The sequence below is a fragment of the Fluviicola sp. genome (genome assembly GCF_029266855.1).
In the GTDB taxonomy this organism is placed as follows: domain Bacteria; phylum Bacteroidota; class Bacteroidia; order Flavobacteriales_D; family Crocinitomicaceae; genus Fluviicola.
The window spans coordinates 1,006,458-1,030,742 of record NZ_JAQSWB010000001.1 but is presented as its reverse complement, the minus strand read 5'-3'; the positions used below and the strand labels follow the sequence as shown (position 1 = coordinate 1,030,742).

Below are 24,285 nucleotides of genomic sequence, written 5' to 3'. Positions count from 1 at the left end.
GGATGTCCGGATTAAAGAATTTCATTCGCTCGATCGTTCCAACTAAATTGTTGAACGCTTACCGGGAAAGGAAGAAGGATAAACAGCGGAAATCTATTCAGCAGCAAGCCGAAAAGGGTGAAGGACTTAGCCTGGAACAGTTAATCCGGGAGCTCAAGGAATGTGGGATCAGAGAGGGCGATTCCGTTTTGGTTCACAGCAGCTTTTCAAAGATCGGTTTTGTAGCAGGAGGTCCTAAAACTTTTGTAGACGGATTACTGGCAGTTATCGGAACAAGCGGAAATTTATTGATGCCCAGTTCTCCGAATGCAGGATACCAGCTGGATTATATTCGGAATTTAAGCGTGTTTGATGTACAAAACGATCCATCAAAAATGGGTGCGATCACAGAATATTTCCGGATGCTTCCCGGGGTGAAGCGCTCAGGAAGTCCGACAGAACCTGTTTGTTGTTTCGGACCAAACGCAGATTGGTTTACGAGCGGGCATTTGGGAGAATTAACTCCATATACCAAGAACAGTCCTTTCGCCCGTCTAGCTGAGGCTAAGGGAAAAATACTTTATATAGGGGTTACCCTGGATAATGCGGGAACTTCCCTGCATGTTTTGGAAGATGCGGTGGAAGATTTTAAATTTCCGGTCTACTTTCCGGAAGTATTTCGTGTTTCGGTGAAGCAGACAGACGGAACGCTTGTTCCCGTAAATGTGAAAGTTCACAACCCGGAGCAATCAGCAAAGCGCAGGTGTGACGAATTACTCCCGATGTTTGAAGCGGAAGGAGTTATGAAACGAGCAACTATCGGTAAAGCCAAAACATTGGTGTTTGACGCGGCTAAAATGCTGGAAGTGATGATAGATGAATATCAAACAAAGGGTGTAAGCATGTATACGCCAACCGGAGGGGAATTAAAGAAATAAGAGTTGTTAACATGCTTTGCGACTTTTGCTTCTAGCGGTTAAATATGCAAGTTTTTTAACCGCATAGAAAATGAGAACGCAAAGAACATGTTATTTTATGCAAGCATTGCTATTTTTGTAAAACCAAAAAAACAGAACATGTCAAACAGAAACTGGACAAGTATCAAGTCCTACACAGATATCAAATTCGAATTCTTTGATGGAATCGGGAAGATTACCATTAACAGGCCAAAAGTGTACAATGCATTCCGTCCGGAAACAAATATGGAAATGCTGGACGCTTTGGAAATCTGTCGTGAAAGACAAGATATCGGTGTAGTGGTTTTGACCGGAGAAGGAGATAAAGCATTTTGTTCCGGCGGAGACCAAAACGTGAAAGGAGTAGGAGGATATATTTCTGAAAACGGGGTTCCGCGATTGAATGTACTGGATGTACATAAAGCAATACGTGCATTGCCTAAACCGGTTATTGCAATGGTAAACGGGTATGCAATCGGCGGGGGACACGTTCTTCACGTAGTTTGTGATATCACGATCGCTTCCGAGAATGCGCGTTTCGGACAAACAGGACCAAAGGTTGGGAGTTTTGATGCCGGTTTCGGGTCTTCGTTTTTAGCGAGTCATGTAGGACAGAAAAAAGCACGTGAAATTTGGTTTTTATGTGAGCAATATACAGCTGATGAAGCAGAAAAAATGGGGATGGTAAATAAGGTAGTTCCTTTGAAAGACCTGGAAGATACAACCGTTCAATGGTGTCAGACCATTATGAAGCGCTCACCATTGGCTATCCGAATGATCAAACGCGGTTTGAATGCCGAGTTAGACGGACAAAGAGGATTGATGGAGTTTGCAGGTGATGCTACTTTGATGTACTATTTGATGGAAGAAGCACAGGAAGGAAAACGAGCGTTCTTAGAAAAAAGAGAACCGAATTTCCAGCAATTCCCTAAATTCCCGTAATTAAAAAAGAGGCTTCGACTCCGCTCGGCCTCCTTTTCGAAAATTAACAGCCGGTGACTGAGCGGAGTCGAAGGCACCGCGAATTCATTAAAAATGGCATTACTAGATATTGATGCTGATTTTCAGCGCATTTTTGGATTTAGTTTAAACGAAGGGAAGCAGTGGCTGGTCAAATCGGGTACCAACCTGATTTTTGCTGCAATTATTCTCTTCGTAGGATTCTGGATCGCTAAATGGACAGGCCGTTTGGTGGTGAAGATCCTGACAAGAGGGAAAGTAGACATCGGTTTGGTCACCTTTCTATCCAGTTTAGCCACGATCATTCTTAAAATACTGGTTGTCGTAACGGCAATCACCCAATTGGGAATCGAAATGACCTCCTTTGTGGCAATCCTCGGTGCTGCAGGTTTGGCAATCGGTATGGCATTTTCAGGAACACTTTCCAATTTTGCCGGCGGAGTCATGATCTTATTATTTAAGCCTTTCAAAGTAGGAGATACTATTTTGACGCAAACTTTACAGGGAACAGTAAAAGAGATCCAGATTTTCTACACTTACCTGCATACTTCTGATAACAAGGTGATTGTGATTCCGAATGGTCCAATCGCAAATGGTCCCCTTACTAACTTTACAAGAGCAAATGTAAGAAGAGTGGATTGGAGTATTCCGATTTCTTATGGAGATGATTTTGTGAAAGCGCATCAATTAATACTGAAGTATTTGTCGGAAGACAAGAAAGTAAAGAAAGATCCGGCTCCTTTTGTGGCGCTTGGGGAATTGGGTGCTTCCGTAATGATAACAGTTAGAGCCTGGGCTAAAACAGACGATTACTGGACCGTGTACTATGAATTGAACAGAAGGATCTACGAAGAATTTGAAAAAGAAGGATTGAATTTAACCTCTCCACAGGAACACGTGGTTCAAATGCAACAACCGAAAGCATGACAGATTTAAAACAGCATCCGATCATTCAGCAGTATATCATTTGGAATCGCTTTGGTGAACTGCTGGGAATGGATTTTGATGTGCAATCAAAAGGGCATGTGTTGTATAAAATGATGGTGAAAGAAAACCATTTGGCAACCCCTTTTGCAGCGCACGGAGGATCGGTTGCAGCATTAATAGACGCGGCGCTTGGAGTAGCGTGCTTAACAGAAGTTTGTGAGGATTTAAAAGTGGTATCGACCGTAAATCTGACCATTTCCTTTTTAAATCCGGCTCATAAAGACGATGTGTTATCTGCAGATGCTCGGGTAACCAAATCAGGAAAGCGGATTCTTTTTGTGGAAGGGAAAGTAACGAATCAAAAAGGAGAGTTGGTTGCTACAGCTTCTGCGACAATGAATGCTTACCCGGTTTCGAAGATCAGCGAGAAGGTTTTTTAGAATAATTATCAATGATTTAATTATCAATTATCAAGAGGAGGGATGCCTTTCTCGATAACTAACTATTCATAATTGATAAATTCCCATTCTGATTTTTTTCCAAATTTTCACCACCTCAACAGCTTCTTTTACATCGTGAACGCGTAGAATTGAAGCGCCTTTATCCAAAGCCATTGTATTCAACACGCTAGTTCCATTTAAAGAATCAGCTGCTTCGATACCGAGTGTTTTATAGATCATTGATTTTCTCGAAATACCTACTAAAACGGGGCAGTCGAACAATTGAAAAGCTTCCAGATGAGAAAACAATTCTAAATTCTGTTCGCTGTTCTTTGCAAAGCCGAATCCGGGATCGATAATCAGATCTTTAATTCCTGCAGCGCGTGCTTTTTCGATCTGAGTTCCCAGTTCGAGTATCACTTCCTGAAGCAGGTTGTTATACCTGTTTAACTGTGCCATATTTTGAGGTGTTCCGCGCATATGCATCAGAACGTAGGGGACCTGGTGGGATGCCACGAGCGAAAAGATCTCCGGATTAATTAATCCGCCACTGATATCATTGATCAGGTGAACTCCTTGTCCCAAGACATAATCCGCAACCCCGGATTGAAAAGTATCAACACTTATTTTGATCTCCGGGTAATATTCCAAAGCATAGGAAACGGCAAATTTAATGCGTTCGATTTCTTCTTTCTCTGAAATGTGCTCTGCTCCCGGGCGTGTTGAGTAACCTCCTATATCTAACCATGTTGCACCGTTTTTCACATGCAGATCAATCAGTTTTTGTTGTGTTTCAGGCGTTGAACTCTGGCTTCCGGCATAGAAAGAATCAGGTGTGCAATTGACAATTCCCATCACCTGCGGATCGGAAATAGTGAATAACTTACCACGGATGTTTAGCGCCCATTCTCGCGAATAATTTGTATTTTCAGACCTTAAAAATTCCATACTTACATAGATGATACAAACATCGGAACAATATCAACACATCGTACAGGGTTGTAGAGAAATTTTCCTGAAAAAGACTAAAGATTACGGAACTTCCTGGCGAATTGCCCGGGCAAGTAGTCTGACAGATCAGATCTTCATTAAAGCAAACAGAATCCGCACACTCCAGGAAACTACCGAGAACAAAGTTGGTGAAAGTATAGAAGGTGAGTTCGGTGCAATGGTGAACTATTGTATCATGGCAATTATCCAAACAAGATCAAATGAGCAATTGGGTCTTGAACTGTCGCAGGAACAGGCTTTAGCGCTTTACAACGAAGTGGCACAGGAAGCTTTTGAACTGATGGAAAAGAAAAACCATGATTACGGAGAGGCCTGGAGAGATATGCGTGTCAGTTCATTAACTGATATGATCCTGATGAAATTGCTGCGAATTAAACAAATTGAGGATAATGGCGGTCAAACGATCGCCTCCGAAGGAATTGAATCGAATTATTTTGACATTTTGAATTACTCTATTTTTGCTTTAATACACCTCACACTTTAACTCTCGGTTTTTATGAAAACTACCCGCACAATTTCAGGACATTCACTACCACTCAATGTCCTGTTTGTAATTTTAAACCTTGCCGGTCTGACGCTGACAACGATGGGTTTTCACGACCATTTTGAAGCTCAAAAATTACTTTTTGCAAGCATTGGAATTGTCCTGATGTTATTTTCAGCGGTAGCACTTATCTTTTTCAAGGGAAGACTGATGATCGCAACCGTTTCACGCGTTATTGTCGGAAGTTTGTTCATTGTTTCGGGTTTGATCAAGGCAAACGATCCGCTCGGGTTTTCCTATAAGCTGGAAGAATACTTTGAAGATGGTGCACTGGCTTACCGGATCAAGGAATTATTCGGTGCTCCGGGGTTTTCACTGGAATATTTCATTCAGCATGCACTGGTACTTTCCGTGATCATTTGTATTGCAGAGATTGTTTTAGGAGTACTGGTGATAATCGGCGGGAAAACACGCCTGGTAAGCTGGTTGCTGGTAATCATGATGTTGTTCTTCACCTTCCTGACCTGGCATACTTCAACTTGTGACTCGAAACGGAAATTTACAGACAGAGATACCTATTCATTAGTCGATGCAAAAGAATCGCAGCTCGCCGACAGTAAAATTGAAGAAGCCAAAACGAATAAAGATATCAAGATCATTTCCAGCAACTCGAAAGAAGTAGTTGTTGAAGAAATGAAAACTCCTCAGTGTGTTACGGATTGCGGGTGTTTCGGAGATGCAATGAAAGGTTCTGTGGGAAGATCCCTGACTCCGAAAGAATCACTTTGGAAAGATATCATTTTGCTTTACCTTGTAATCTGGATCTTTGCGGCTCAAAGAATGGTCCATGCAAATAATGTACGCCAGAACTGGATCTTTATCCCGCTATCGATGTTGCTAATTTCTGGGTTATCCTGGGTTTTTGACTGGTACTTCCCAATCATTTTCTCCTTGATTGCTATTCTTGCTGCATTGTGGGTTTACAGGATCAGGAATAAATTTATCGGGAATCATTATGGTTCGGCATTGATCGTGACACTTTTATGCGGGATTTTTATCTGGTATGTACTGAAATACGACCCTCTGCGGGATTACAGGTCCTATGCAGTTGGAAATTACCTGCCCGACCTGACTAAAAACGGTGATCCCGGAAAATACCAGAGCCTTTTGGTTTACAAGAATATCAAAACAGGTGAGAAGCGGGAATACGATGGTTCAAGCAAGGAATTCATGAACTCCAAAATTTGGGAGAAGACCAAAGAATGGAAATATGAAACGATGGTGAATAAAGAAATCATCCCGATGAGATTACCGTCTATTGACACGGCACAGTTCAATCCTTCCCGCAATATCAGAAATCTTTCCGAAGACGAACTGCAATTGGGGGCTGTGAAAAAACAACTCAAAAACCGGAAAGTAACAGGCTTGCGTTTACAAGACAATGTAACCAAAGAACGAATAGATATCCCCGAGTTTGAATACAATGTGGAATCTTATCCGACAGATACCTACACGGTAATGGATACCATCCAGGTTGAAAATCCGGAGTTATCTGATGTAAGTATCCGTGAGTTTTTGTTTACTGCACCGAAAGTTATCGTTGTTTTCTCTAAGAATTTGAAGGAATTTGACCTGGATCACTTAGGGGAGATCAAATCAGTTGCGGCAAAAGCGAAAAAAGCAGGGATTCCTTTCGTGCTGGTTGTAGGATCGGGAGATGAGGAGATTGCGGCATTTAAAAAGAAGCACAATTTACACGTTCCGGTATTTATCAATGACGGAATCGAATTAAAAGCAATCTCCAGGGCTAATCCGGCTCTGATGGTCTTGAGATACGGCCGTGTAAAAGGAAAATATACCGGTAATTCGTTACCGACATTTAATTGGATTCAAACTAATTTATTGGCAAAATAATGCGCTCAAAAATTGTAGCAGGAAACTGGAAAATGAATTTGTCTCAAAGCGAGGCAAAGCAACTGTGTAAAGAAGTAAATAACATGAACATCGGTTCGGGAATAGAAGTATATATTTTTCCGCCGATGCTTTATGTAAGTGATTGTAAGAGCTCATCAACTGTGGTGAAAGTAGGGGCACAGAATGCCTATCCGAAAGATTCGGGTGCTTATACGGGTGAGGTGAGCATGTGGCAATTAAAAGAAGCCGGAATCGATGCCGTATTGATCGGTCATTCCGAACGAAGAGAGTATTTTAACGAAGATCATACACTTTTGAAACAAAAACTGGATGCAGCCCTTTTTCATGGAGTTAAGCCATTCTTTTGCTGTGGGGAACCTCTGGAAATCAGACAAGACGGTTCTTTTTTGAAGTATGTAAAGAATCAACTGGAGGAAAGTGTGTTCCATCTTTCTGCAAATGATTTTGAAAAAGTGGTACTGGCATATGAGCCTATTTGGGCGATCGGTACCGGGCAAACCGCAAGTACGGAACAGGCTGAAGAGATGCATGCTGCCATCAGATCGTGGGTTGAAGAGAAGTACGGGAATACAATAGCAGAAAATACTTCGATTTTATACGGGGGAAGTTGTAACCCTGGTAATGCTCAAGCGTTATTCGCTTGCGAAAATGTAGATGGAGGATTGATCGGAGGTGCGTCTTTAAAAGCTGCAGATTTTTCCGTTTTAGTAGCTGAAGAAACATGGACTATTTTGAATTAACAGTAAATATCGAGCCAAGAGATCCCTGGTCAGATATTCTCGTAGCAGAACTTGCCGAACTTGGTTTTGAAAGTTTTGTAGAGACCGATTTGGGAATCCAGGCTTATGCACCTGTTCAAATTGGTGATGTTTCATCCATTTTGAAAGAAACCTGCATTCATAACAATGCCGAGATACAGGTGGATTGGAAACTGGAAGAGATTCCGCATCAAAACTGGAATGCAAGCTGGGAAGAATCGTTCGACCCGGTTTTGGTAGATTCGCGTTTGGCGATCATTGCTCCCTTTCATGAGGTAAGCGATTTTCCCGACAGGGAACTTATTGTGATCCAGCCACAAATGTCCTTTGGAACCGGGCACCACCAAACAACCTATTTAATGTCACAATTCGTGATGGACCTGGAAGAAATGCCTGCACGGGTTTTGGATATGGGAACCGGAACGGGAGTACTGGCAATCCTGGCTGAGAAAAAAGGTGCAACGGATATACTGGCTGTCGATATTGAATCCTGGTCAGTGGAAAACACCATAGAAAATGCGGCCCGTAACGGATGTACAAAGATCCGCGGGCTTTTGGGTGATATTGATTCCATTGAAGAAAAAGATTTCGGCGTGATACTTGCTAACATCAACAAAAATGTTTTGAAACGACATTTACCGGATTACGCAAAACTTTGTTCAAATAATGGCTTGCTTTTTTTAAGCGGGTTTTTCACTTCGGATGTTTCCGAACTGGAAGATGCTGCAAAACAGGCAGGCTTTGAATTATTGGAAGTCAGAGAGAAAGAAACATGGGCATCCATGAAACTTAAAAAAGTAGAAATATGAAAAAATGGGGATTCATTTTAATTGCAGTTTTGAGCGCTACCAACTTGTTTTCACAGTCTTATCCCGAAGACAGAGAAAAATTCGTGAAAGCAATTACTTCATTGACAAGTGATTATCTGGATAAGGAACAAAAAGACTTTTTGAAAGATGAGTTTTCTGTTACTTTACTGAAATCGACTGATTTTCCGGATAAATATTTCACCAAAATGGTTGCAACGGCTAATTTGATGGAAAGCAAACGTCTGAAAGCTTACCCGGAGATCTACAATTATGTGTTTTCCGTTTATTCATTCGTAAAAAACAAACAACCGGAAGCATCTTTCACTGCATGGCACAATACGGTGGATAAGTTACTGGATGCCAAGAATATCAATAAATTTAAAGACTTCATCGAAATGTCTGCCGGCTTCTTCTCCAAAGGAATGCTAGCAAGCTCATCCAATGAAGAATGGTATTTCTACGGAGCCTATGTTTTCGAATATACAGACAAACCCATCATTAAATTTACAAATGGAAGGCTGGTGTGCGGTTTCCCGAATAAAGGTGCAAAAAGAGACGAACCCCGTTTCCTGGATTCATTGGTTGTCTATAATACGGACGGAACCTACGATCCGGTATTAAAAAAATGGATCGGTAAAGGAGGAAAGGTAAACTGGGTGAAAGTTGGCTTGAAAGAGAATGAAACGTTTGCAGAATTGGGCAATTACGATGCTTCGATGAAATCCAACTTTATTAAGGCGGATACTGTTGCTTTGACAAGTCCGTTTTTCCCCGGAAAGAAAATAAAAGGAACATTGAATGAGCGTGCCTTCCGGATTATCCGTGAGGCCGACCGGAATTACCCGCAATTTATTTCCTTTGAGCGTAAACTGTCAATCAGCAATGTGCTTCCGGATATGGATTATGTGGGAGGTTTTTCATTGCAAGGGGCAAGTGTTATCGGAATTGGTAATGCTACAGAACTCGCCCAGTTGACCATTAAACGGAACGGAAAAAAATTCCTTGTGGCTAAAACTCAGTACATCGCTATTGAACCGGCTAAAATTGTTTCGAATGTTACCCAAACCACACTTTATATCGGAGAGAAGGATTCGATTACACATCCGGGAGTAGGTTTTATCTATACGAAGGATTCGAACATGGTTGAATTGAGCAGGGGGAAATCAGGAGTTCTGCAATCGCCATTTACCGATTCATATCACCAATTGGAATGGTATGTTCAAAAGGTGTCCTGGAAAAGAAGCGGAACAGACCTGTTTTTTACTTACGATTTTGGAACGAGCCAGGAACAGCGGATTGCGCGTTTTGAGTCAATGAATTTCTATGACGGAAGATTGTTCGACCGTCTCCAGGGAATGGATCAGACACATCCGTTGGCTGCATTGTACAACTATTGTTATAAGTTCGATGAATTCACTATCTCTGAAGGAAAGGCTGCAACGGCGCTTGGTAAAACTGTAGAGCAGGTTAAAACACAGCTTCTTGACCTGGCTTCTTACGGATTTATCAGCTACGATACGGAAAATAAGATCGTGAAAGTGAACCAAAAAACAAAGGTGTTTATTGAGGCAAGATCCGGGAAACGCGATTACGATAACCTGATCTTTGTTTCCGATATGCGACCGAAACCGAAGTTTTCACCGGAACAGTTAAAGGACAATCCGAATCTGCAAAAAATTGCAACCCAGGATTCCATTCTTGCTATTAAAAGAAGATCCATGCCGAATTTCGGAAGCATGAACTTGGGGACAATGGAAATCGTGCTTGAAGCGGTTGACCGTGTAACAATTTCAGATGCACAGGGTTCATTCGTTTTACCGGACAAAGCACAGGTTAAAGTGAGCAAAAACAGAGACTTTAAGTTCACGGGCTGGGCTTCGTCAGGGAAGTTTGAGGTGCATACTTTGGAAGCAAATTATGTGTATGATGCAAATAAAATTAACCTGATCAAAACGGATAAAAGTTACTTCCGTGTAAAACCGCTTTCACAGGCCGACGGGAACAAATCGATAGCTTTGGGTTCCCCGGTAAATGGAATTGTGGGTGAAATCGTCATTGATGACCCTACGAACCGTGCCGGAATGAAAAAGGAGATCACGAAATACCCGATCCTCAAATCAGTTAAACCATCCAGAGTATATTACAACCAGGATGAACTATTCAACGGAGCATACGATTCCGCACGATTCTATTACACCTGTGTCCCGTTTGAAATGGACAGTCTGGATAATTTCTCTGAGAAATCATTCCGATTGAAAGGTGAATTGGTTTCGGCAGGAATCTTCCCGGTGATCAAAGAAGATTTGAAGATCATGGCCGATTATTCCCTTGGATTCAGTACAGTTGCTCCGCCTGAAGGACATGTGTTTTACGGTACAAAGGCAATGTATAAGAACAAGATTGTTTTGTCCAATAACGGATTGCAAGGTTCCGGAATTATTAACTTCATCCATTCCACCTCGGATTCAAAAGCATTTACCTTCTTACCGGATTCGACCCTGGGATATGCCAAGTTTGAAAACAAACCGATTGAAGCAGGTGTTCAATTTCCGGATGTTACTTCTCCGGATGCATACATTACGTATGTTCCAAGACAAAATGTCCTGAAAGCATCTTCCACGCAGGAAAACGAATTGACATTCTTTGGCGGAGAAGCTAAAATGAAAGGAACAGCGATCATCCAGCCAACGGGAATGACCGGGTATGGAATTATTTCCATGCAAAAGGCAAATTTGGGTTCCGATGCATTTAAATTTAAACGTCACGATATTTATTCGGATACCTCGGTCTTTAATCTGAAGAATCCGTATCCTGAAGAAGGAGAAAGTCCCTTGGCCTTCTCTTCAAACAATGTAAATGCACACATTTCATTCAAAGACCGCAAAGGAGATTTTAAGTCCAATGACGGGGAAGAACTGAAGATTTTCCCTGTTATCAAATATGCGGCGAAAGTCGACATCTTTACCTGGTTAATGGACCAGGATGAAATGGAGTTGTCCAAAAAAGGAAGCTCTTCAGGAGATATTAATATTAACACGGATTTGAACCTGGCTCAGCCAAACATGTTCTCGATCCACCCGGATCAGGATTCATTGCAGTTTGCAGCTCCGAAGGTGAAGTTTTCCATGAAGAAAAAAATATTGTATTGTTCGAATACAACATTCATTGACGTGGCAGATGCCCGTATTTACCCGGATAGTGCGAAGGTGACGATCCATAAAAACGCTGTAATGGAGCCATTGCTGAATTCAAAAGTAGTAGCCAATTATGTGACCAAATACCATACATTCCTGAACGCAAACACAACAATTTCTGCCAGAAGAAAATACACTTCAGAAGGTGATTATCCTTATTATGATGCAGATTCTACCAAGACGCTGATTCATATGGACAAGATCGGTGTCGATTCAACCTACCAAACATTTGCAAAAGGAACAGTAAAAAGCGAATCAGGATTTAAGCTGAACAAGTATTTTGATTACTACGGTTCAATGAATGTGAAAGCAGCGAATCCATTGATCAGCTTTACGGGGGCAACCCGGATCAATCACAATTGTGAGAAGTTTGCAAAAAGCTGGATGTCGTTTACGGCGGAAATTGATCCGAAGAACATTCAGATTCCGGTTACGCCAAATATGAAAACACTGGATGGACAGGCTATTGCAGCAGGTATTGTGTGGAGGGATTCGCGTCAGAAAGACTCGATCCGTTTGTATCCGACCTTCCTTTCTTCCCTGGAAGATCCGAACGATCCGATCTTTATTACCGCTTCGGGAGTACTGCAGTATGATTTCTCTTCCAAGGAATTCCAGATCGGGCCAAAAGAGAAGCTATTGAACCGGAATGAACCAGGAAACTTTATCTCGTTGCATACGGAAAGCTGTTCCATGAATGCCGAAGGGAATATCAATATGGGAATGGATTACGGCGATATCACTGTAGATGCTATTGGAATGGTTTCTTATAACCAGCAAAGCGGACAGACCGATGTAAATGCTACACTGAAGCTGAATCTGCCGCTTGACCGGGGTGTTTTTGAAAGTGTGGGGCAACGTATTGTAGACTATGAAGGGTCAAAACCATTATCGTTTGAAACTACGAACATCGAACAAGCCTTACTGATGTGGGGAGATCGTAAAACGGCTGATAAGATCAAGTCGGATTACACCCTTTCCGAAGACAAGAAAGTAAAACGCTTGCCGGATGAAATGGAAAAATCGATTGTGATCACCGGAGTTCATTTGAAAAACATACCGATGACGAAAGATATCCGCGGTTTGATGTCGAGTCTTGAAGGTGCTGCAATTGTGAACTTGTATGGAAAACCGGTTATGAGACAGGTTGTATTCCGTGCTGCATTTGAACAGATCTACTCTTCAAACGGCGATCATTTTACGATGATGATGCAGGTTCCGGGCGGACCGGATTACTTGTTTGATTACTCGATGCTGAAACGCGACGGAACCCTGAATATCATCACAAGTGATTCAGAACTTGCGAATTCCATCAACGGGATCAAAGAAGACAAGCGCAAATCAAAAAACTTCTTATACCAAATCTCAACAAATAGCGTGTATTTAGGCAAACTAAATGCTATTTTTGAATAATGAACTGGACTGATTTTTTATGGGCTCTACCTGCATATTTTTTAGGATCAATACCAACAGCAGTTTGGGTAGGCCGTGCAAAATACGATTTAGATGTAAGAGAACACGGAAGTAAGAATGCGGGAGCCACAAATACCTTCCGCGTACTTGGAAAAAAAGCAGGCAGAGTTGTTCTGACTATTGATATTTTAAAAGGAATGCTGGCAGTACTGATACCTTATTTTGTACTGCCGGTAGACTTTTCTTCCCCACATTTAACACACATCCAGTTGGTGGCTTCCTTTATGGCGGTTTTAGGACATGTGTTTCCGGTCTTTGCAGGATTTAAAGGCGGAAAGGGTGTTGCAACTTCTCTTGGAGTAATTGTCGGACTACAGCCTTTAGCGGCAGGAATTTGTCTACTGGTATTTTTAATTGTCTTCATTACTACACAATATGTGTCTTTGGGATCAATAAGCGCAGCAATCGTATTTTCAGGTTGTTTGTGGTTATTTCCGATAAATACGTACGCTTTGCCTATCTTTGGTTCTTTGTTGGCGTTCATTGTGATTTTTGCCCATCGTAAAAACATCAAACGTTTAATCGATGGAACGGAAAGCAAAATGAACCTTTTTAAGAAATAAGCGTATTGCCTCTAAAACAAGATGTTGAGTTTGAAGTCATTTAGACTAATAAATGGTTGGTTACTACTATTTCTGTTTATCCAAACAGCTAAATGTTCCTTTGCTCAAGAAACCGAGGCCGATTTAAAGCTAAAAGCCGATAAACTCTTCAATGCAAAACAATTTGTTGAGGCAACACCGAACTTTCTGCATCTGATCGCACTCAATCCGCGATCCACAGATTACAACTACAAATACGGGACTTGTTTACTTTTTAATTCGCATAAAAAACAGGATGCATTCAAGTACCTGAATTTTAGTATCACAGATCCTGCTATTGCCCCCGAAGCTTATTTTTATCTTGGAAAAGCATATCACTTAAATTTCCAGTTCAACGAAGCAATTAAGAATTACAATATTTATATTCAAAAAAGTGCCGGCAAACCGAATCCCGAATTTGATACCCAGCACCAAATTGAAATGTGTCAGCATGGAAAGAAGTTACTGACAACGATCTCGGACCTGGTGGTTTTGGAAAAAAAGGAGATCGAATACAAATCCTTCTTCCGATTGTATAATCTGTCGCATATTGGCGGAGCTATCCTGATTACTGCAGATTACCAGTCTAAGGTCGATAAGAAGAAGAATCACACCCCATTGATCCACTTTCCGGATAAAGCGCAAACCATTTATTATTCTTCCTATGGTGATTCGGACAAAGGAAGTATGGATATTTATTGCCGCAAGAGACTTCCGGATGGGACTTGGGGACTTCCGGCCTTGGTTCCGGGAAATGTAAATACGAAGTTCGACGAAGACTTTCCGTATTTAAGCCCGAACGGAGAATACTTGTATTTCTGTTCCAAAGGACATAATTCCATGGGAGGATTTGATGTTTTCCGTTCGAAGTTCGATCCTGAAACCAGTTCGTTCGGCGCGCCTGAAAATATGGACTTCGCGATCTCTTCGCCCGATAATGACCTGTTTTATGTAGTGGATTCATTGGAGAAAAATGCCTATTTCGCTTCTGCACGTCAAAGTGAAAACGGGAAGATCCATGTATATAAAGTTCGCGTAGACCGCGTTCCCCTGCAGCTGGCCATTATTAAAGGAGAATTTACTTCATCTATTAACCCGGAAAACAAAAGAATAGCGATCAAGGTAGTGGAAACAGCTTCGGGAAATGAGATTGGTCTTTTTAAATCAAACGATAAAGGGAATTACCTGATCACACTTCCGAAAGGAGGAAAGTACACCTACGAAATGACGGTTGAAGGGAGTACAAGTGTACATAAGTCACAGGTTTCTGTCCCGTTTTTAAAGGAATTCAGACCTTTAAAGCAGAAAATACAGGAAGAACTGCTGAATAAGGAAGATGTTGTGCGGATTGTTGACCAATTCAGCGAAGAAGTGGAAGATGCACAGGGAATCCTGGCTGAAGTTATCCGTTCGCGTGCAGAATTGAATGTCAATGCGGGTAATTTCGATATCAATGAATTGGATGCCCAGAAAGAGAACAAAAAAGTATTGGCGGATATCGGTTTGGAAGGAGCCTCCAACCAGGAGATCATTTCCAAGTTTGAAAGTATTCAGCAAAAGCAGGAACAAAAACTCGACGGCTTAGTGCGTTTGGAGACGGGTTCACTGGTTGCTATTGTGGATAAAGCTATTCAGGCAGAGGCCCTACAGGCGGAGGTTAAAAAGGATGTTGCAAAAGCGAATGCAGCCGATACAAAAGAAGAAAAGAATGATATTTTATTGGCTGCGAATGATAAAGTGGCTAAGATCCTGGAGTTGAAAGAGGAAATTCAGCGGATCGACGCATTCGTTGACAGTATTTCCAAACTCATCCCGAAAGAACAGGAAAAACTGAAAGGTATTACGGAACTCAAGGAAGCCGTGAGCAAAGCAGTGGTTGATGAGAAGTACGACCAATTAAAAGAAGCGGTGGTTGCCAAAGCCGATTTGGTGAAAAGCATTGAGAGTGCAAAGGAGCCGAATCCTGTTGACAACCTGCTTGCCCAAAACGAAGGAATCGGCAAACAGTCCGAGCAGCTTAAGAAGCAATTGAACTCCTATAGAGAAAGCAGTGCTCAATTAGATAAGGAAATTGAGCAGCTTAAAACAGAACTGGCTTCTGCCAAAGCAAAAGACCAGCCGGCAATCCAGTCTAAAATCGATTCAAAAGAATCCGAAAGACAACTGGTGGCTGAAGAAGTAAAGCGCCTGGATGGAAAAGTGGCAGAACTTCACAAGAAAGAAGTTGGAAATACCAAGGAGATTACCTTTATCAATAATTTGCAGCATACGAATGAAAACCGGACTGCAACCCGGGCAGAGGCTGACACCAAAGTGGAAGCCATCAACTCCAACAATGTCCGCTCCCTGGAAGCCTACGTGAAAGAACAAATTAAAGCCATTGAGACGAGCCAGGTTACAGCCAGAACAAATGATGTGCTTACCCAGGAATCAAAAACACGTGTGGAAGGTTTTGAAAGCGATTATTCCATGGCCCAGGATGCGGTGGACAAGCAAACGGATCTGACTCACGAGGAAAAAGTAGCATTGAAGGTTAAAAACAATGAGCAACTGGATAAAAAGCTGACACAAGAATTGACGAAGATCGAAGAAGGATTGGTTAAAAATCCGGATGACGAAAAACTGAACGAGCAGAAGAATAAAGTACTGGCCCTCAAAACTGAAAATGCAAAAAACAAGGAAGTCATTCTTTCGGAATCACAACTTCCTGTCAATGCTTCAACAAACCCGGCTAAAGAACTCGCGGCTTTGATGCCCAATTATGATACGGAATTAAAAAACGCCGGGAATAATTCCAATACGGAAGAGCGTTTAAAAGCCCAGAATAAAGTGGACGAAGCCTTGCTTGACCAGGTTGATAAAGAGTTGGAGCAGGTATACGAGGCTTTAACGAAAGATCCTTTGAACCAAAAACTACAGGATAAAAAAGAGGCTTTAAGTACTTTGAAAAAAGACAAAGAAGGCGTGGTGAAGGAGCGCCAGGAAAAACTGGATGAACTGGAATCGGATCAGAACGAACAAATTGCTGCAATAAGCATTGAAAAGGAATTAAACCAGGTAGCTCCGGATTACGAGGAAGAAAAGAAAGCAATCGGCGACAAGAACGGAGTACCTGAGCTGAAAGCCCTGAATCAACTGGAGACCAAAACTATTGAATCGATTGAAAAGGAATTGGCTGTTTTGAATCCGAAGACAGATGCTGTGAGTACAAAACGCAAGGAAGTATTGCAGGATCTCAAGAAACAGTTCGAGGAAAACATTGTTTCCAGGAACGAAGAAATTAAAATATTGGATACAGCACTAGCTGTTGAACCGAAAAATACGGATGAGAAAAGTCTGGTGAAAGAAGTCCGGCCTGCTTATGAAGAAACGCTTGCAAAGATCGAAGCCAGCACTGCCCCGGCTGAGGAAAAATCCAAACTGATCATCGACGAAGAAACAAAGTTGCTGAGTGCAATTCAAACGGAACAGGACAAGGTAAAGAAGATTGTAGGGAATAATCCGACTGACTCCGTTGCCATCAACAAGTTGATAGGTCTGAATGAGTTGGAAACGATTCATGAATCCAAATTAGATGAGCAAAAGCAAACAGCTGTTTCACAGGCGAAAGGGAAACTGAAAGAAGAGCAGGTGCGTCAGGATGTGATGCCAGCTTATCAAACTTTGAGTACGGATGAAATTCAGGATCTGAGTAAGGAAGAGGCCCTGGAGAAGTTAGCAGAAGAAAAGAAATTACAGGCTGCGATCGAAAAGCAAATCGTGTCAAACAATAAAACAATCCAAAAAGGGTTTTCGGCTGAAAAAATTGCAGAGAACCAGGTTCTGACCGACTTGCTGCAACAGTCAAAAGAAACGGAGGAAGAATTAAAAGCTTCTGCGAATAAAACACCTGTTACTGTTAAAACAAGTACGGAAGTAGCCAGTTTGGAAAAAGTATTGGGAAGTGAATTTGCCTTTGCAATGACACAAAAACCAAGCAGTAAGGAGGAAGCAGGAAAACAACTGCAGATCTTAAACGAATTATCGGAAAGTATCGAATCTCAAATAGACGAGGAAAAACGTTCGGAGGCACCTGATTCGAAGAAAATTGAACAACTGGAAAAGCAACTGGACGAAATAAAAACCCGCAAGGGAATTATTGAACTCGAAACTCCGGAACCGGTGGCTGTTAAAACCCTTGTTTCCGGGAATCCGGAAGCTGACCTGGCGAAACTGAAAGAGGAGGAAGGGCAATTGAAAGCTCAGTTAACTGCCGCTTCTGCGAAAGAAAAAACGGAAATTGAAAAGAAGCTGACTGAAAATAAGGAAGCTCAGCAGCAAAGGGAAACTGCTATCCAGGAAAAGACGCTGATTACTCTTGGAACTACCAGGGAAGAGAAAAAACAGGCACTGGAGTCGGTTCCCGGTTCGGATCCTTTGAAAAATGTGGTTTTGAACCGGATTTCAGCAACAGATAAGCAGCAAGACCCGGTTTTGGAGAAGACAAGCCAGATCACTTTACTGGATGCAGCGACGGAATATTTGATCAGTGAGAAGATTTTTGAGGAAAGTACTCAGGTAGTTCAGTCGGAAGCGGCTTTAAAAGAGCAAAAGCGACGTTTTTCCATTGAGATCGGTGAAATTGAAAGCCTGCTTCAAAAGGCTGGACTTGATCCGGACAAGGAAAAGGAATTAAAGAATCAAAAACAGGTGCTGGAGGATGCTGTTGCGAAAATTGACGTTCAGCTGGCAGCGATCGGAAACGAGAAGAAATACGACGCGATTAATGATCCGGCTTTGAAGAAAACAGTTTCGGTTGAGGAGGAACAGCTTATTGCTTCAAACAAGGAGTATCCGAAACTGCGTGAGCAGCAACAGGAAATTAACCGATTGAAAGAAGCGGTGAATCAGGAGAAGAACAAACTGGAGGAGAAGCGCAGGGAATACGTTGCAGCGAAAGATCCGGCAGAGCGAACTGAAATTCAGACTCAGATCGGGCAATTGTCCAACGAGCTGAAAGCCAAAAACCAGGAAATTTCACAGAAGGAAAGTGCTTTGGATCTCGCTTTGAACGCGGTTGAAGGAGACAAAGAAGTATGGAAAAATGTACTGACACGCGAGGTTCAGCCTAAATCCGCAATTTCAACAACTATTGCAGATGTATTGGCACCGGAAGTTGGAACCGGATTTGAGATCAAGAAAGAAACCGCAATTGAACCGCGAGTTATTAAGAAAGCCATCCCGGTAGGAGTGAAGGCACCGACAGGCTTGGTATATCGCGTCCAGGTTGGAGCATTTGCCAAACCGATCCGGGAAGATTTGTTCAAGGAATTTACCCCGGTGACAGGTGAGAAACTCGATAATGGAATTACACGCTACCTGGCCGGTTACTTCGGAAATCGTCAGAAAGTGCTGGATGCACAGCAGGATATCCGCGCTTTGGGTTACAAAGATGCCTTTGTGGTTGCGTACTGTGATGGAAAGCGCATATCCCTGGCAGAAGCCCGGCAATTGGAAGAACAAGGCCTGTGCAAACCAATGCGCCAGGATTCGATCGTGATGGAAGTGATTCAAAACACCATTGCCCAGCTTCCTTCGGATACACTAGCGAAATACAAAACAGAACCGAAAGTAAGCGATTACAATAAGGCTCCGGGAGCTGTTACAGCTATGGCTATTGAGGAGATCAAAGGATTGTTCTATACCGTTCAGGTTGGTGTTTACAATCGTCCTGCAACGAAAGAACAGTTACACGATATTAATCCGTTGGTGACCCGCCGATTGGAAAATGGTCAGATCCGTTATTCCACGGGAACCTTCCGCTCCGTAGATGACGCCCGACCAAAGAAAGCAGAAGCCGTAGAAAAAGGTGTTTCGGATGCCTTCATTACAGCTTATTTCAATGGGGAGCGTATTTCACTGCAGGAAGCAAAGAAACTATTGGCAGACCAGGGAGAAGCAATCCTATTTAAAGAGCAGGAATTGCCGAAGATGCAGGAAGCTCCTGTAAGCGATCAGCTTGCAAAAGAGTACGCGAAGGAAAATCCGGTAAGAGATAAACCTGTTTTAAATCAGTATGTCTTGATCTCCAAAGAATCCTATTCGGAATATCCGCGGAAGATCATGAACCAGTTGCGCGTCCAGGGAGATTTCTATTTTGATCAGACAGACCTGCGCATTAAGACTCAGGCGGATGAAGCATTGCCGCGTTTGGTAAACACCACTGTTTTGTTTGATACCCTGGTGCAAATTCCATCTAAGGAAGCTGAATTGAATGAACCAAATACGAAGTTGGTTGTAGGAATATGGGACTTTAAGGAAATTCCGGGCTCATGGGCAAATTGGTTATTGCGATTGACGCTTCCGTACGAAATAAAAGCCAGTTCATCTGCCATTGAGGTTTCGATGAACGTAGAGGACGAAGAGCAGCGCAAACAGGTTGAGGCACTTTTTACTTCTCACGGAGCCCGTTTAAAATTGGAATGATCCCTTAGTTATTCGGACAAAAAAGTACTAACTTTGTAAAACAAACAAAACAGATGCAAACGCTTGAACAAAACGAAACAGAAGTCTTAGAATTACTCGTAGACCAGAAAGACCTAGTGGTATTCAACGACGATTATAATACATTCGATCACGTCATTGAATCATTGATCAAAGTATGTAAACACGAAGTAGAACAAGCAGAGCAGTGTACCTGGATCATTCATTTCAATGGAAAGTGCCAGGTAAAACGCGGTGAATACGAAAAATTAGAGCCAATGTGTACTGCGCTGTTAGAAAGAGGAATAAGTGCTGAAATCCAGTAAGAAAGAGTCGAAAGGCTGTTGATAATAAAGCAAACGGTAGAGCAGCTTTGAAAAAAAGCTTCAAGAATACTTGCAAAAACGAAAAAAGCACCTATCTTTGCACCCGCAATCGGTCATTGATCGAAAGCAAAAAAGGCTTCGTAGCTCAACTGAATAGAGCACCACATTACGGCTGTGGAGGTTTCAGGTTTGAATCCTGACGAGGTCACAAAGGGAAACAGAAATGTTTCCCTTTTTTTATGATATTTGAAAAATGAATAAAACGAAAACAACTCATAGTCTCCTTTGGATCTTCCTTATTACCGTGATCTTTCTCTTATGTGCATCTATGCTGTTTTTTTTGATTTCAATTTCAATTTTGATTTTCTATCAAGAAAAAGACTATGGGCCTCTAATTCCAATCCTAATTCCTTTTCCAATATTAATAATGCTTTATAGTCAACATTCGAGTCAGTGCTCATTCGTAACTGTAATGGAAGAAGGACTCAAGATACGTCAGCCTTTGAAGTTTCGAGTAATCCGTCTATCTTGGGAAGATATTCATGGTTATTCTACTTCCGTGATTCGGTATGGGACAGCTTTATCATCCTGGCCGTCACCGTCCCAATCGAAATCAGTTGTGATTTATCCAAAAAAAAGTCCGCCAATTGAACTCCTGCAACTCTACAATTTTAACTTGAATAAAACCTTCGGGTCTTTCAGAAGTCGTATGAAAAGTTTGGGTGGGGAACCTTTTGATATGGGCTTTTTTAAACGTAATTATCGATTTAGGGTAGATAAATTCTGATTTTCCAATTATTTAATTCAATCTTTTATTCTTAAAGTAGTGTTCTTTCTAACTTTTCACATTGTAAAACTCGTTCCAAATCTTCCATCAAAAAGTTTGACATTTTTCCGCAAGAGGTCACGAATGCATCTATTTGTCAAGATCACTGATTTTGAACCTGATCACCTGTAATGAACGCTCATTATGTCAATCACAAAAAGTGAAAACCTTGGATATATTTCCTAATATTACCTTATTTGCAAACTTAAAATCAACAATGGGACATCACATAGACGCAATAATTGGAAGGAAGGCTGAAACAAATATTGACGTAATAAAGAAATATCAGTTAGCTGCTGCATTTGAAAAAGAGTATACTATTATTATCCTTTTTGACGATTCGATGTATCATTGGTCACATATATTGGGTTGTGGTATTGAATCCGAAAGTGAAAATTTGAATTGGGCGAGCCCGATTGTATTTCAGATTGCGGAAGAAATTGGTTTTGAAAAATATGCAATCATTCAAACGAATTATTTTGGTGGTATGGGTGATCAACTCGCATCCCTTTATGAACATGGAACATGCCTGTTAAAAGAAACAGAAATAAATCATGTTTTGAAAGAGTTAGGGGTTGTGACAACAGGAAGAAATGATGAGTTTGACGAGCTAAATTTGGGTGAATACAGAGCTGCGGAATATTATTACTGGGATGAAAATAACTTCGCAGATGAGAGGCCAAATATGATAGCAGGAAAAGTTCCTGAGGATTATAAATATAAATTCAGGTAAAAAGCCAATAGTTGACTATAGAAATCATTGGGGTTCTAGCTTAAGCATCTCAAAATCCATGTCTTCAAGTTTTAAAACCCGTTCCAAATCCTCTATCAAAAAGTTTGACATTTCCCCGCAAGAGGTCACAAAAAGAAAAAGCGAATTACGAAAGTAGTTCGCTTTTTCTTTTGCCCTCAATCCTCGCTCTCACACTTTTTGAGTGCTATCCTTCGGCCTTTCTGTCTTGTAAGACAGAGCCTCAGTCTTCGTCAGCCATGGCTGACTCTTCTTTCAGAGTGAGTGTGAGGATTGAGAGTGGATGAGAAGTAGTAATGAATTCGGATTATCTCATAATTTGGAAAAACTCTCTATATTCATCAATAAATAAGCTTGACAATACCGTGAAAACACCATCCGAAATTAACCAACTAATAATTGAATTTGAAATTCGTGAAGAAATGGAAAGTTCATTTAAAGCAATACTTGAAAATCATACGAGCGAAGATTTAGATATTGAAAACAAAAATATATCAATCGAATCTGAAAAAATCGAGTATACTATAACCGAGTTTGGTTATCATAAATTCAAAGTGCAAATACTGGACGAGCGAAATATTGAAATAGGATATTTTGCTTTGGTAATATCAAAAAGCAACGAACGAATTGATGAGTTTTTTGTGATTTACTAATGTATGAGTCAGAATTCAATTAGTAATTTCTTATTTCATCATTCTCATTCTGTCTTTTCGGCTTTCCGTCTTACGAGCAGTGACGGGAATCCTTATCAGCTTTATCTTAAACAATTTAACTTATATTAATTTTAAATAATCTTATTGATAATCAATTGTTTATAGATTTAATTCAAGATTCACGAAAAAGTTTATTTGGAAAAATGAACAATGTTCATTTTATTTGCATTCAAATTATCTAACAATGAGTAGTGCAGATCGCAAAGCAAAGAAAAAGGAAGAACTGAAAGCCCTAATACTTGAAGCATCTATGAAGCTTTTTGTTGAAAAAGGCATTGAACAGACTACTATCCGCAATATTGCAGATGCCATTGATTACAGTATCGGCACTGTATATATTTATTTTAAGGATAAGAATGCCATTTTTCATGCTCTGCACACACAATGCTTTGCCGAACTTGGTGTGCAATTCAGGGTGCTGTATGATTTAAATGACCCGATGGAGCGCCTAAAAGCTATGGGCAAACTTTATATCCAATATGCAATGGACAATCCCGATAAATATGACCTGATGTTCAGTTTAAAAGCGCCAATGGAGTTTCTCAATGACACTCAGGCGAATGAATGGGAAGAGGGAACTGCTAGTTTTGAGGTATTACGAACAGTAGTGCAGGAATGTATTATGGCCGGGCATTTCAAAGGGCATAGGCTGGAGCCGTTGTCCTATTTGATTTGGGGTTGTGTGCATGGTCTTTGCAGCCTTGAAATAAGGGCAAGAACAAAAGGTGTTCTTTTAAAAAATCCGGATACAATTGTGGCAGACGGATATGATGAATTTTTAAAACTACTAGACAAACAATAATTTTTTTCCTTACAAGTGAACAATGTTCATATTATTAATTACGTTCAAAAAAAAATAAAATGAAACAATACATCTTAATAACCGGAGCATCATCCGGAATTGGTTACGAAATGGCTCAACAGCTTGCGGCTTTAAAATACAACCTTATCCTCACTGCCCGCAACGAGGATAAATTGGCAGCTATGCAGCAAGAATTATCTTCCAAATATGGAATTGTCATACATTATATAGCCAAAGACCTAAGCAAAACAGAGCAAGCGACTCAGCTATTTAATGAAATCCAATCATCAAACTATCAGGTGTCTCATTTGGTTAATAATGCAGGATTTGGCGACTATGGCAATTTTTTGGAAACCTCGTTGGAAAAGGAGTTGAACATGATCGATCTCAACGTCAGCAGTCTGGTTATCCTTACCAAGTTATTTGCTAAAGATATGGTAGCCCGAAAGTCGGGCAGAATCATGAACGTGTCTTCAGTGATTGCATATTTGCCTTTCCCTTACCAGTCGGTATATTCAGCCACCAAGGCTTTTGTTCTAGCCTTTTCGCAAACCCTCGCTGCTGAACTGGAAGGAACTGGCGTAGTGATTACCACGCTTGCCCCTGGGGTTACAGAAACAGCATTTATTTCACCGGAAATGCGGGAAACCAATCTTCTGAAATCTAATAAGCTTACCTCCGCAAAGACAGTTGCTAGCAAAGGAGTGAAACTTTTGCTACACGGAAAAGGAAAGAAGATTGTAGGTTTTCAAAACCGGTTCAATTCCATTTTAGCAGGAATATTGCCTGACCCGGTCATGATGAAAATTAAGATGAAGCTGGCAAGTGCCAAGAAACTTTAAGAAACGACACCGATCTGAAAACACATGACTGAGACGAAAAAAATATCAAGACGAGA

17 protein-coding genes and 1 tRNA gene are annotated in these 24,285 nt (G+C 41.2%); 17 read left to right on the top strand and 1 reads right to left on the bottom strand.

What is annotated here, in order from left to right; genetic code table 11:
- Positions 1-2 precede the first annotated feature (2 nt).
- From K0S23_RS04735 to K0S23_RS04720, 4 genes are all read left to right on the top strand, one after another.
- On the top strand, positions 3-917 hold the full coding sequence (locus K0S23_RS04735; protein ID WP_300354998.1) for an AAC(3) family N-acetyltransferase: 915 nt from the start codon (positions 3-5) through the stop codon (positions 915-917).
- Between the two features lie 138 nt (positions 918-1,055).
- The gene (menB, locus tag K0S23_RS04730) at positions 1,056-1,877 is read left to right on the top strand and encodes a 1,4-dihydroxy-2-naphthoyl-CoA synthase (RefSeq protein ID WP_300354995.1); all 822 of its coding nucleotides are present in this window, start codon (positions 1,056-1,058) and stop codon (positions 1,875-1,877) included.
- A gap of 93 nt (positions 1,878-1,970) precedes the next feature.
- Positions 1,971-2,822, top strand: a complete 852-nt coding sequence (locus tag K0S23_RS04725) for a mechanosensitive ion channel domain-containing protein (protein ID WP_300354993.1) — start codon at positions 1,971-1,973, stop codon at positions 2,820-2,822.
- The gene (locus tag K0S23_RS04720; protein ID WP_300354991.1) at positions 2,819-3,262 is read left to right on the top strand and encodes a PaaI family thioesterase; all 444 of its coding nucleotides are present in this window, start codon (positions 2,819-2,821) and stop codon (positions 3,260-3,262) included. Before K0S23_RS04725 ends, K0S23_RS04720 begins: the two co-directional genes overlap by 4 nt.
- Before the next feature lie 66 nt (positions 3,263-3,328).
- Here the strand turns inward: K0S23_RS04720 and folP are convergent, their stop codons facing one another.
- The gene (gene folP / locus K0S23_RS04715) at positions 3,329-4,210 is read right to left on the bottom strand and encodes a dihydropteroate synthase (protein WP_300354990.1); all 882 of its coding nucleotides are present in this window, start codon (positions 4,208-4,210) and stop codon (positions 3,329-3,331) included.
- Positions 4,211-4,220: 10 nt separating this feature from the next.
- On the opposite strand from folP, the gene K0S23_RS04710 reads away from it, so the two are divergent.
- The 13 genes from K0S23_RS04710 (at position 4,221) to K0S23_RS04650 (ending at position 24,229) form a co-directional block, all read left to right on the top strand.
- Positions 4,221-4,757 carry a DUF1599 domain-containing protein gene (locus tag K0S23_RS04710; RefSeq protein ID WP_300354987.1) on the top strand — a complete coding sequence of 179 codons (537 nt, stop codon included), beginning with the start codon at positions 4,221-4,223 and terminating at the stop codon, positions 4,755-4,757.
- Between the two features lie 12 nt (positions 4,758-4,769).
- Positions 4,770-6,671: a DoxX family protein gene (locus tag K0S23_RS04705; protein ID WP_300354984.1), complete on the top strand. Its 1,902-nt coding sequence runs from the start codon at positions 4,770-4,772 to the stop codon at positions 6,669-6,671.
- Positions 6,671-7,432: a triose-phosphate isomerase gene (tpiA, locus tag K0S23_RS04700; protein WP_300354981.1), complete on the top strand. Its 762-nt coding sequence runs from the start codon at positions 6,671-6,673 to the stop codon at positions 7,430-7,432. The genes K0S23_RS04705 and tpiA overlap by 1 nt, the downstream gene beginning before the upstream one ends.
- On the top strand, positions 7,414-8,259 hold the full coding sequence (gene prmA, locus K0S23_RS04695; RefSeq protein WP_300354978.1) for a 50S ribosomal protein L11 methyltransferase: 846 nt from the start codon (positions 7,414-7,416) through the stop codon (positions 8,257-8,259). The genes tpiA and prmA overlap by 19 nt, the downstream gene beginning before the upstream one ends.
- Positions 8,256-12,866 (top strand): hypothetical protein, encoded by a 4,611-nt coding sequence (locus K0S23_RS04690; RefSeq protein WP_300354976.1) that lies wholly within the window; start codon positions 8,256-8,258, stop codon positions 12,864-12,866. Before prmA ends, K0S23_RS04690 begins: the two co-directional genes overlap by 4 nt.
- The gene (gene plsY / locus K0S23_RS04685; protein WP_300354973.1) at positions 12,866-13,489 is read left to right on the top strand and encodes a glycerol-3-phosphate 1-O-acyltransferase PlsY; all 624 of its coding nucleotides are present in this window, start codon (positions 12,866-12,868) and stop codon (positions 13,487-13,489) included. Before K0S23_RS04690 ends, plsY begins: the two co-directional genes overlap by 1 nt.
- Before the next feature lie 30 nt (positions 13,490-13,519).
- Positions 13,520-19,972 (top strand): hypothetical protein, encoded by a 6,453-nt coding sequence (locus K0S23_RS04680; RefSeq protein WP_300354970.1) that lies wholly within the window; start codon positions 13,520-13,522, stop codon positions 19,970-19,972.
- A 53-nt stretch (positions 19,973-20,025) separates the two neighbouring features.
- A complete protein-coding gene (locus K0S23_RS04675) occupies positions 20,026-20,295 on the top strand; it encodes an ATP-dependent Clp protease adaptor ClpS (RefSeq protein WP_300354967.1) in 270 nt (89 codons plus the stop codon).
- A gap of 134 nt (positions 20,296-20,429) precedes the next feature.
- Positions 20,430-20,503: transfer RNA gene (locus tag K0S23_RS04670), tRNA-Arg, on the top strand.
- Positions 20,504-21,281: 778 nt separating this feature from the next.
- A complete protein-coding gene (locus K0S23_RS04665) occupies positions 21,282-21,854 on the top strand; it encodes a hypothetical protein (protein WP_300354964.1) in 573 nt (190 codons plus the stop codon).
- A gap of 383 nt (positions 21,855-22,237) precedes the next feature.
- Positions 22,238-22,525: a hypothetical protein gene (locus K0S23_RS04660; protein WP_300354961.1), complete on the top strand. Its 288-nt coding sequence runs from the start codon at positions 22,238-22,240 to the stop codon at positions 22,523-22,525.
- 244 nt (positions 22,526-22,769) lie between these two features.
- On the top strand, positions 22,770-23,387 hold the full coding sequence (locus tag K0S23_RS04655; protein WP_300354958.1) for a TetR/AcrR family transcriptional regulator: 618 nt from the start codon (positions 22,770-22,772) through the stop codon (positions 23,385-23,387).
- A gap of 59 nt (positions 23,388-23,446) precedes the next feature.
- Positions 23,447-24,229 carry an SDR family oxidoreductase gene (locus tag K0S23_RS04650; protein WP_300354955.1) on the top strand — a complete coding sequence of 261 codons (783 nt, stop codon included), beginning with the start codon at positions 23,447-23,449 and terminating at the stop codon, positions 24,227-24,229.
- Positions 24,230-24,285 lie beyond the last annotated feature (56 nt).

What these genes read in the sequence shown, in the direction of transcription:
- K0S23_RS04735 (WP_300354998.1), top strand. Translation starts at nt 3, where the DNA reads ATGTCCGGATTAAAGAATTTCATTCGCTCGATCGTTCCAACTAAATTG.
- menB (WP_300354995.1), top strand. Translation starts at nt 1,056, where the DNA reads ATGTCAAACAGAAACTGGACAAGTATCAAGTCCTACACAGATATCAAA.
- K0S23_RS04725 (WP_300354993.1), top strand. Translation starts at nt 1,971, where the DNA reads ATGGCATTACTAGATATTGATGCTGATTTTCAGCGCATTTTTGGATTT.
- K0S23_RS04720 (WP_300354991.1), top strand. Translation starts at nt 2,819, where the DNA reads ATGACAGATTTAAAACAGCATCCGATCATTCAGCAGTATATCATTTGG.
- folP (WP_300354990.1), bottom strand. Translation starts at nt 4,210, where the DNA reads ATGGAATTTTTAAGGTCTGAAAATACAAATTATTCGCGAGAATGGGCG.
- K0S23_RS04710 (WP_300354987.1), top strand. Translation starts at nt 4,221, where the DNA reads ATGATACAAACATCGGAACAATATCAACACATCGTACAGGGTTGTAGA.
- K0S23_RS04705 (WP_300354984.1), top strand. Translation starts at nt 4,770, where the DNA reads ATGAAAACTACCCGCACAATTTCAGGACATTCACTACCACTCAATGTC.
- tpiA (WP_300354981.1), top strand. Translation starts at nt 6,671, where the DNA reads ATGCGCTCAAAAATTGTAGCAGGAAACTGGAAAATGAATTTGTCTCAA.
- prmA (WP_300354978.1), top strand. Translation starts at nt 7,414, where the DNA reads ATGGACTATTTTGAATTAACAGTAAATATCGAGCCAAGAGATCCCTGG.
- K0S23_RS04690 (WP_300354976.1), top strand. Translation starts at nt 8,256, where the DNA reads ATGAAAAAATGGGGATTCATTTTAATTGCAGTTTTGAGCGCTACCAAC.
- plsY (WP_300354973.1), top strand. Translation starts at nt 12,866, where the DNA reads ATGAACTGGACTGATTTTTTATGGGCTCTACCTGCATATTTTTTAGGA.
- K0S23_RS04675 (WP_300354967.1), top strand. Translation starts at nt 20,026, where the DNA reads ATGCAAACGCTTGAACAAAACGAAACAGAAGTCTTAGAATTACTCGTA.
- K0S23_RS04655 (WP_300354958.1), top strand. Translation starts at nt 22,770, where the DNA reads ATGAGTAGTGCAGATCGCAAAGCAAAGAAAAAGGAAGAACTGAAAGCC.
- K0S23_RS04650 (WP_300354955.1), top strand. Translation starts at nt 23,447, where the DNA reads ATGAAACAATACATCTTAATAACCGGAGCATCATCCGGAATTGGTTAC.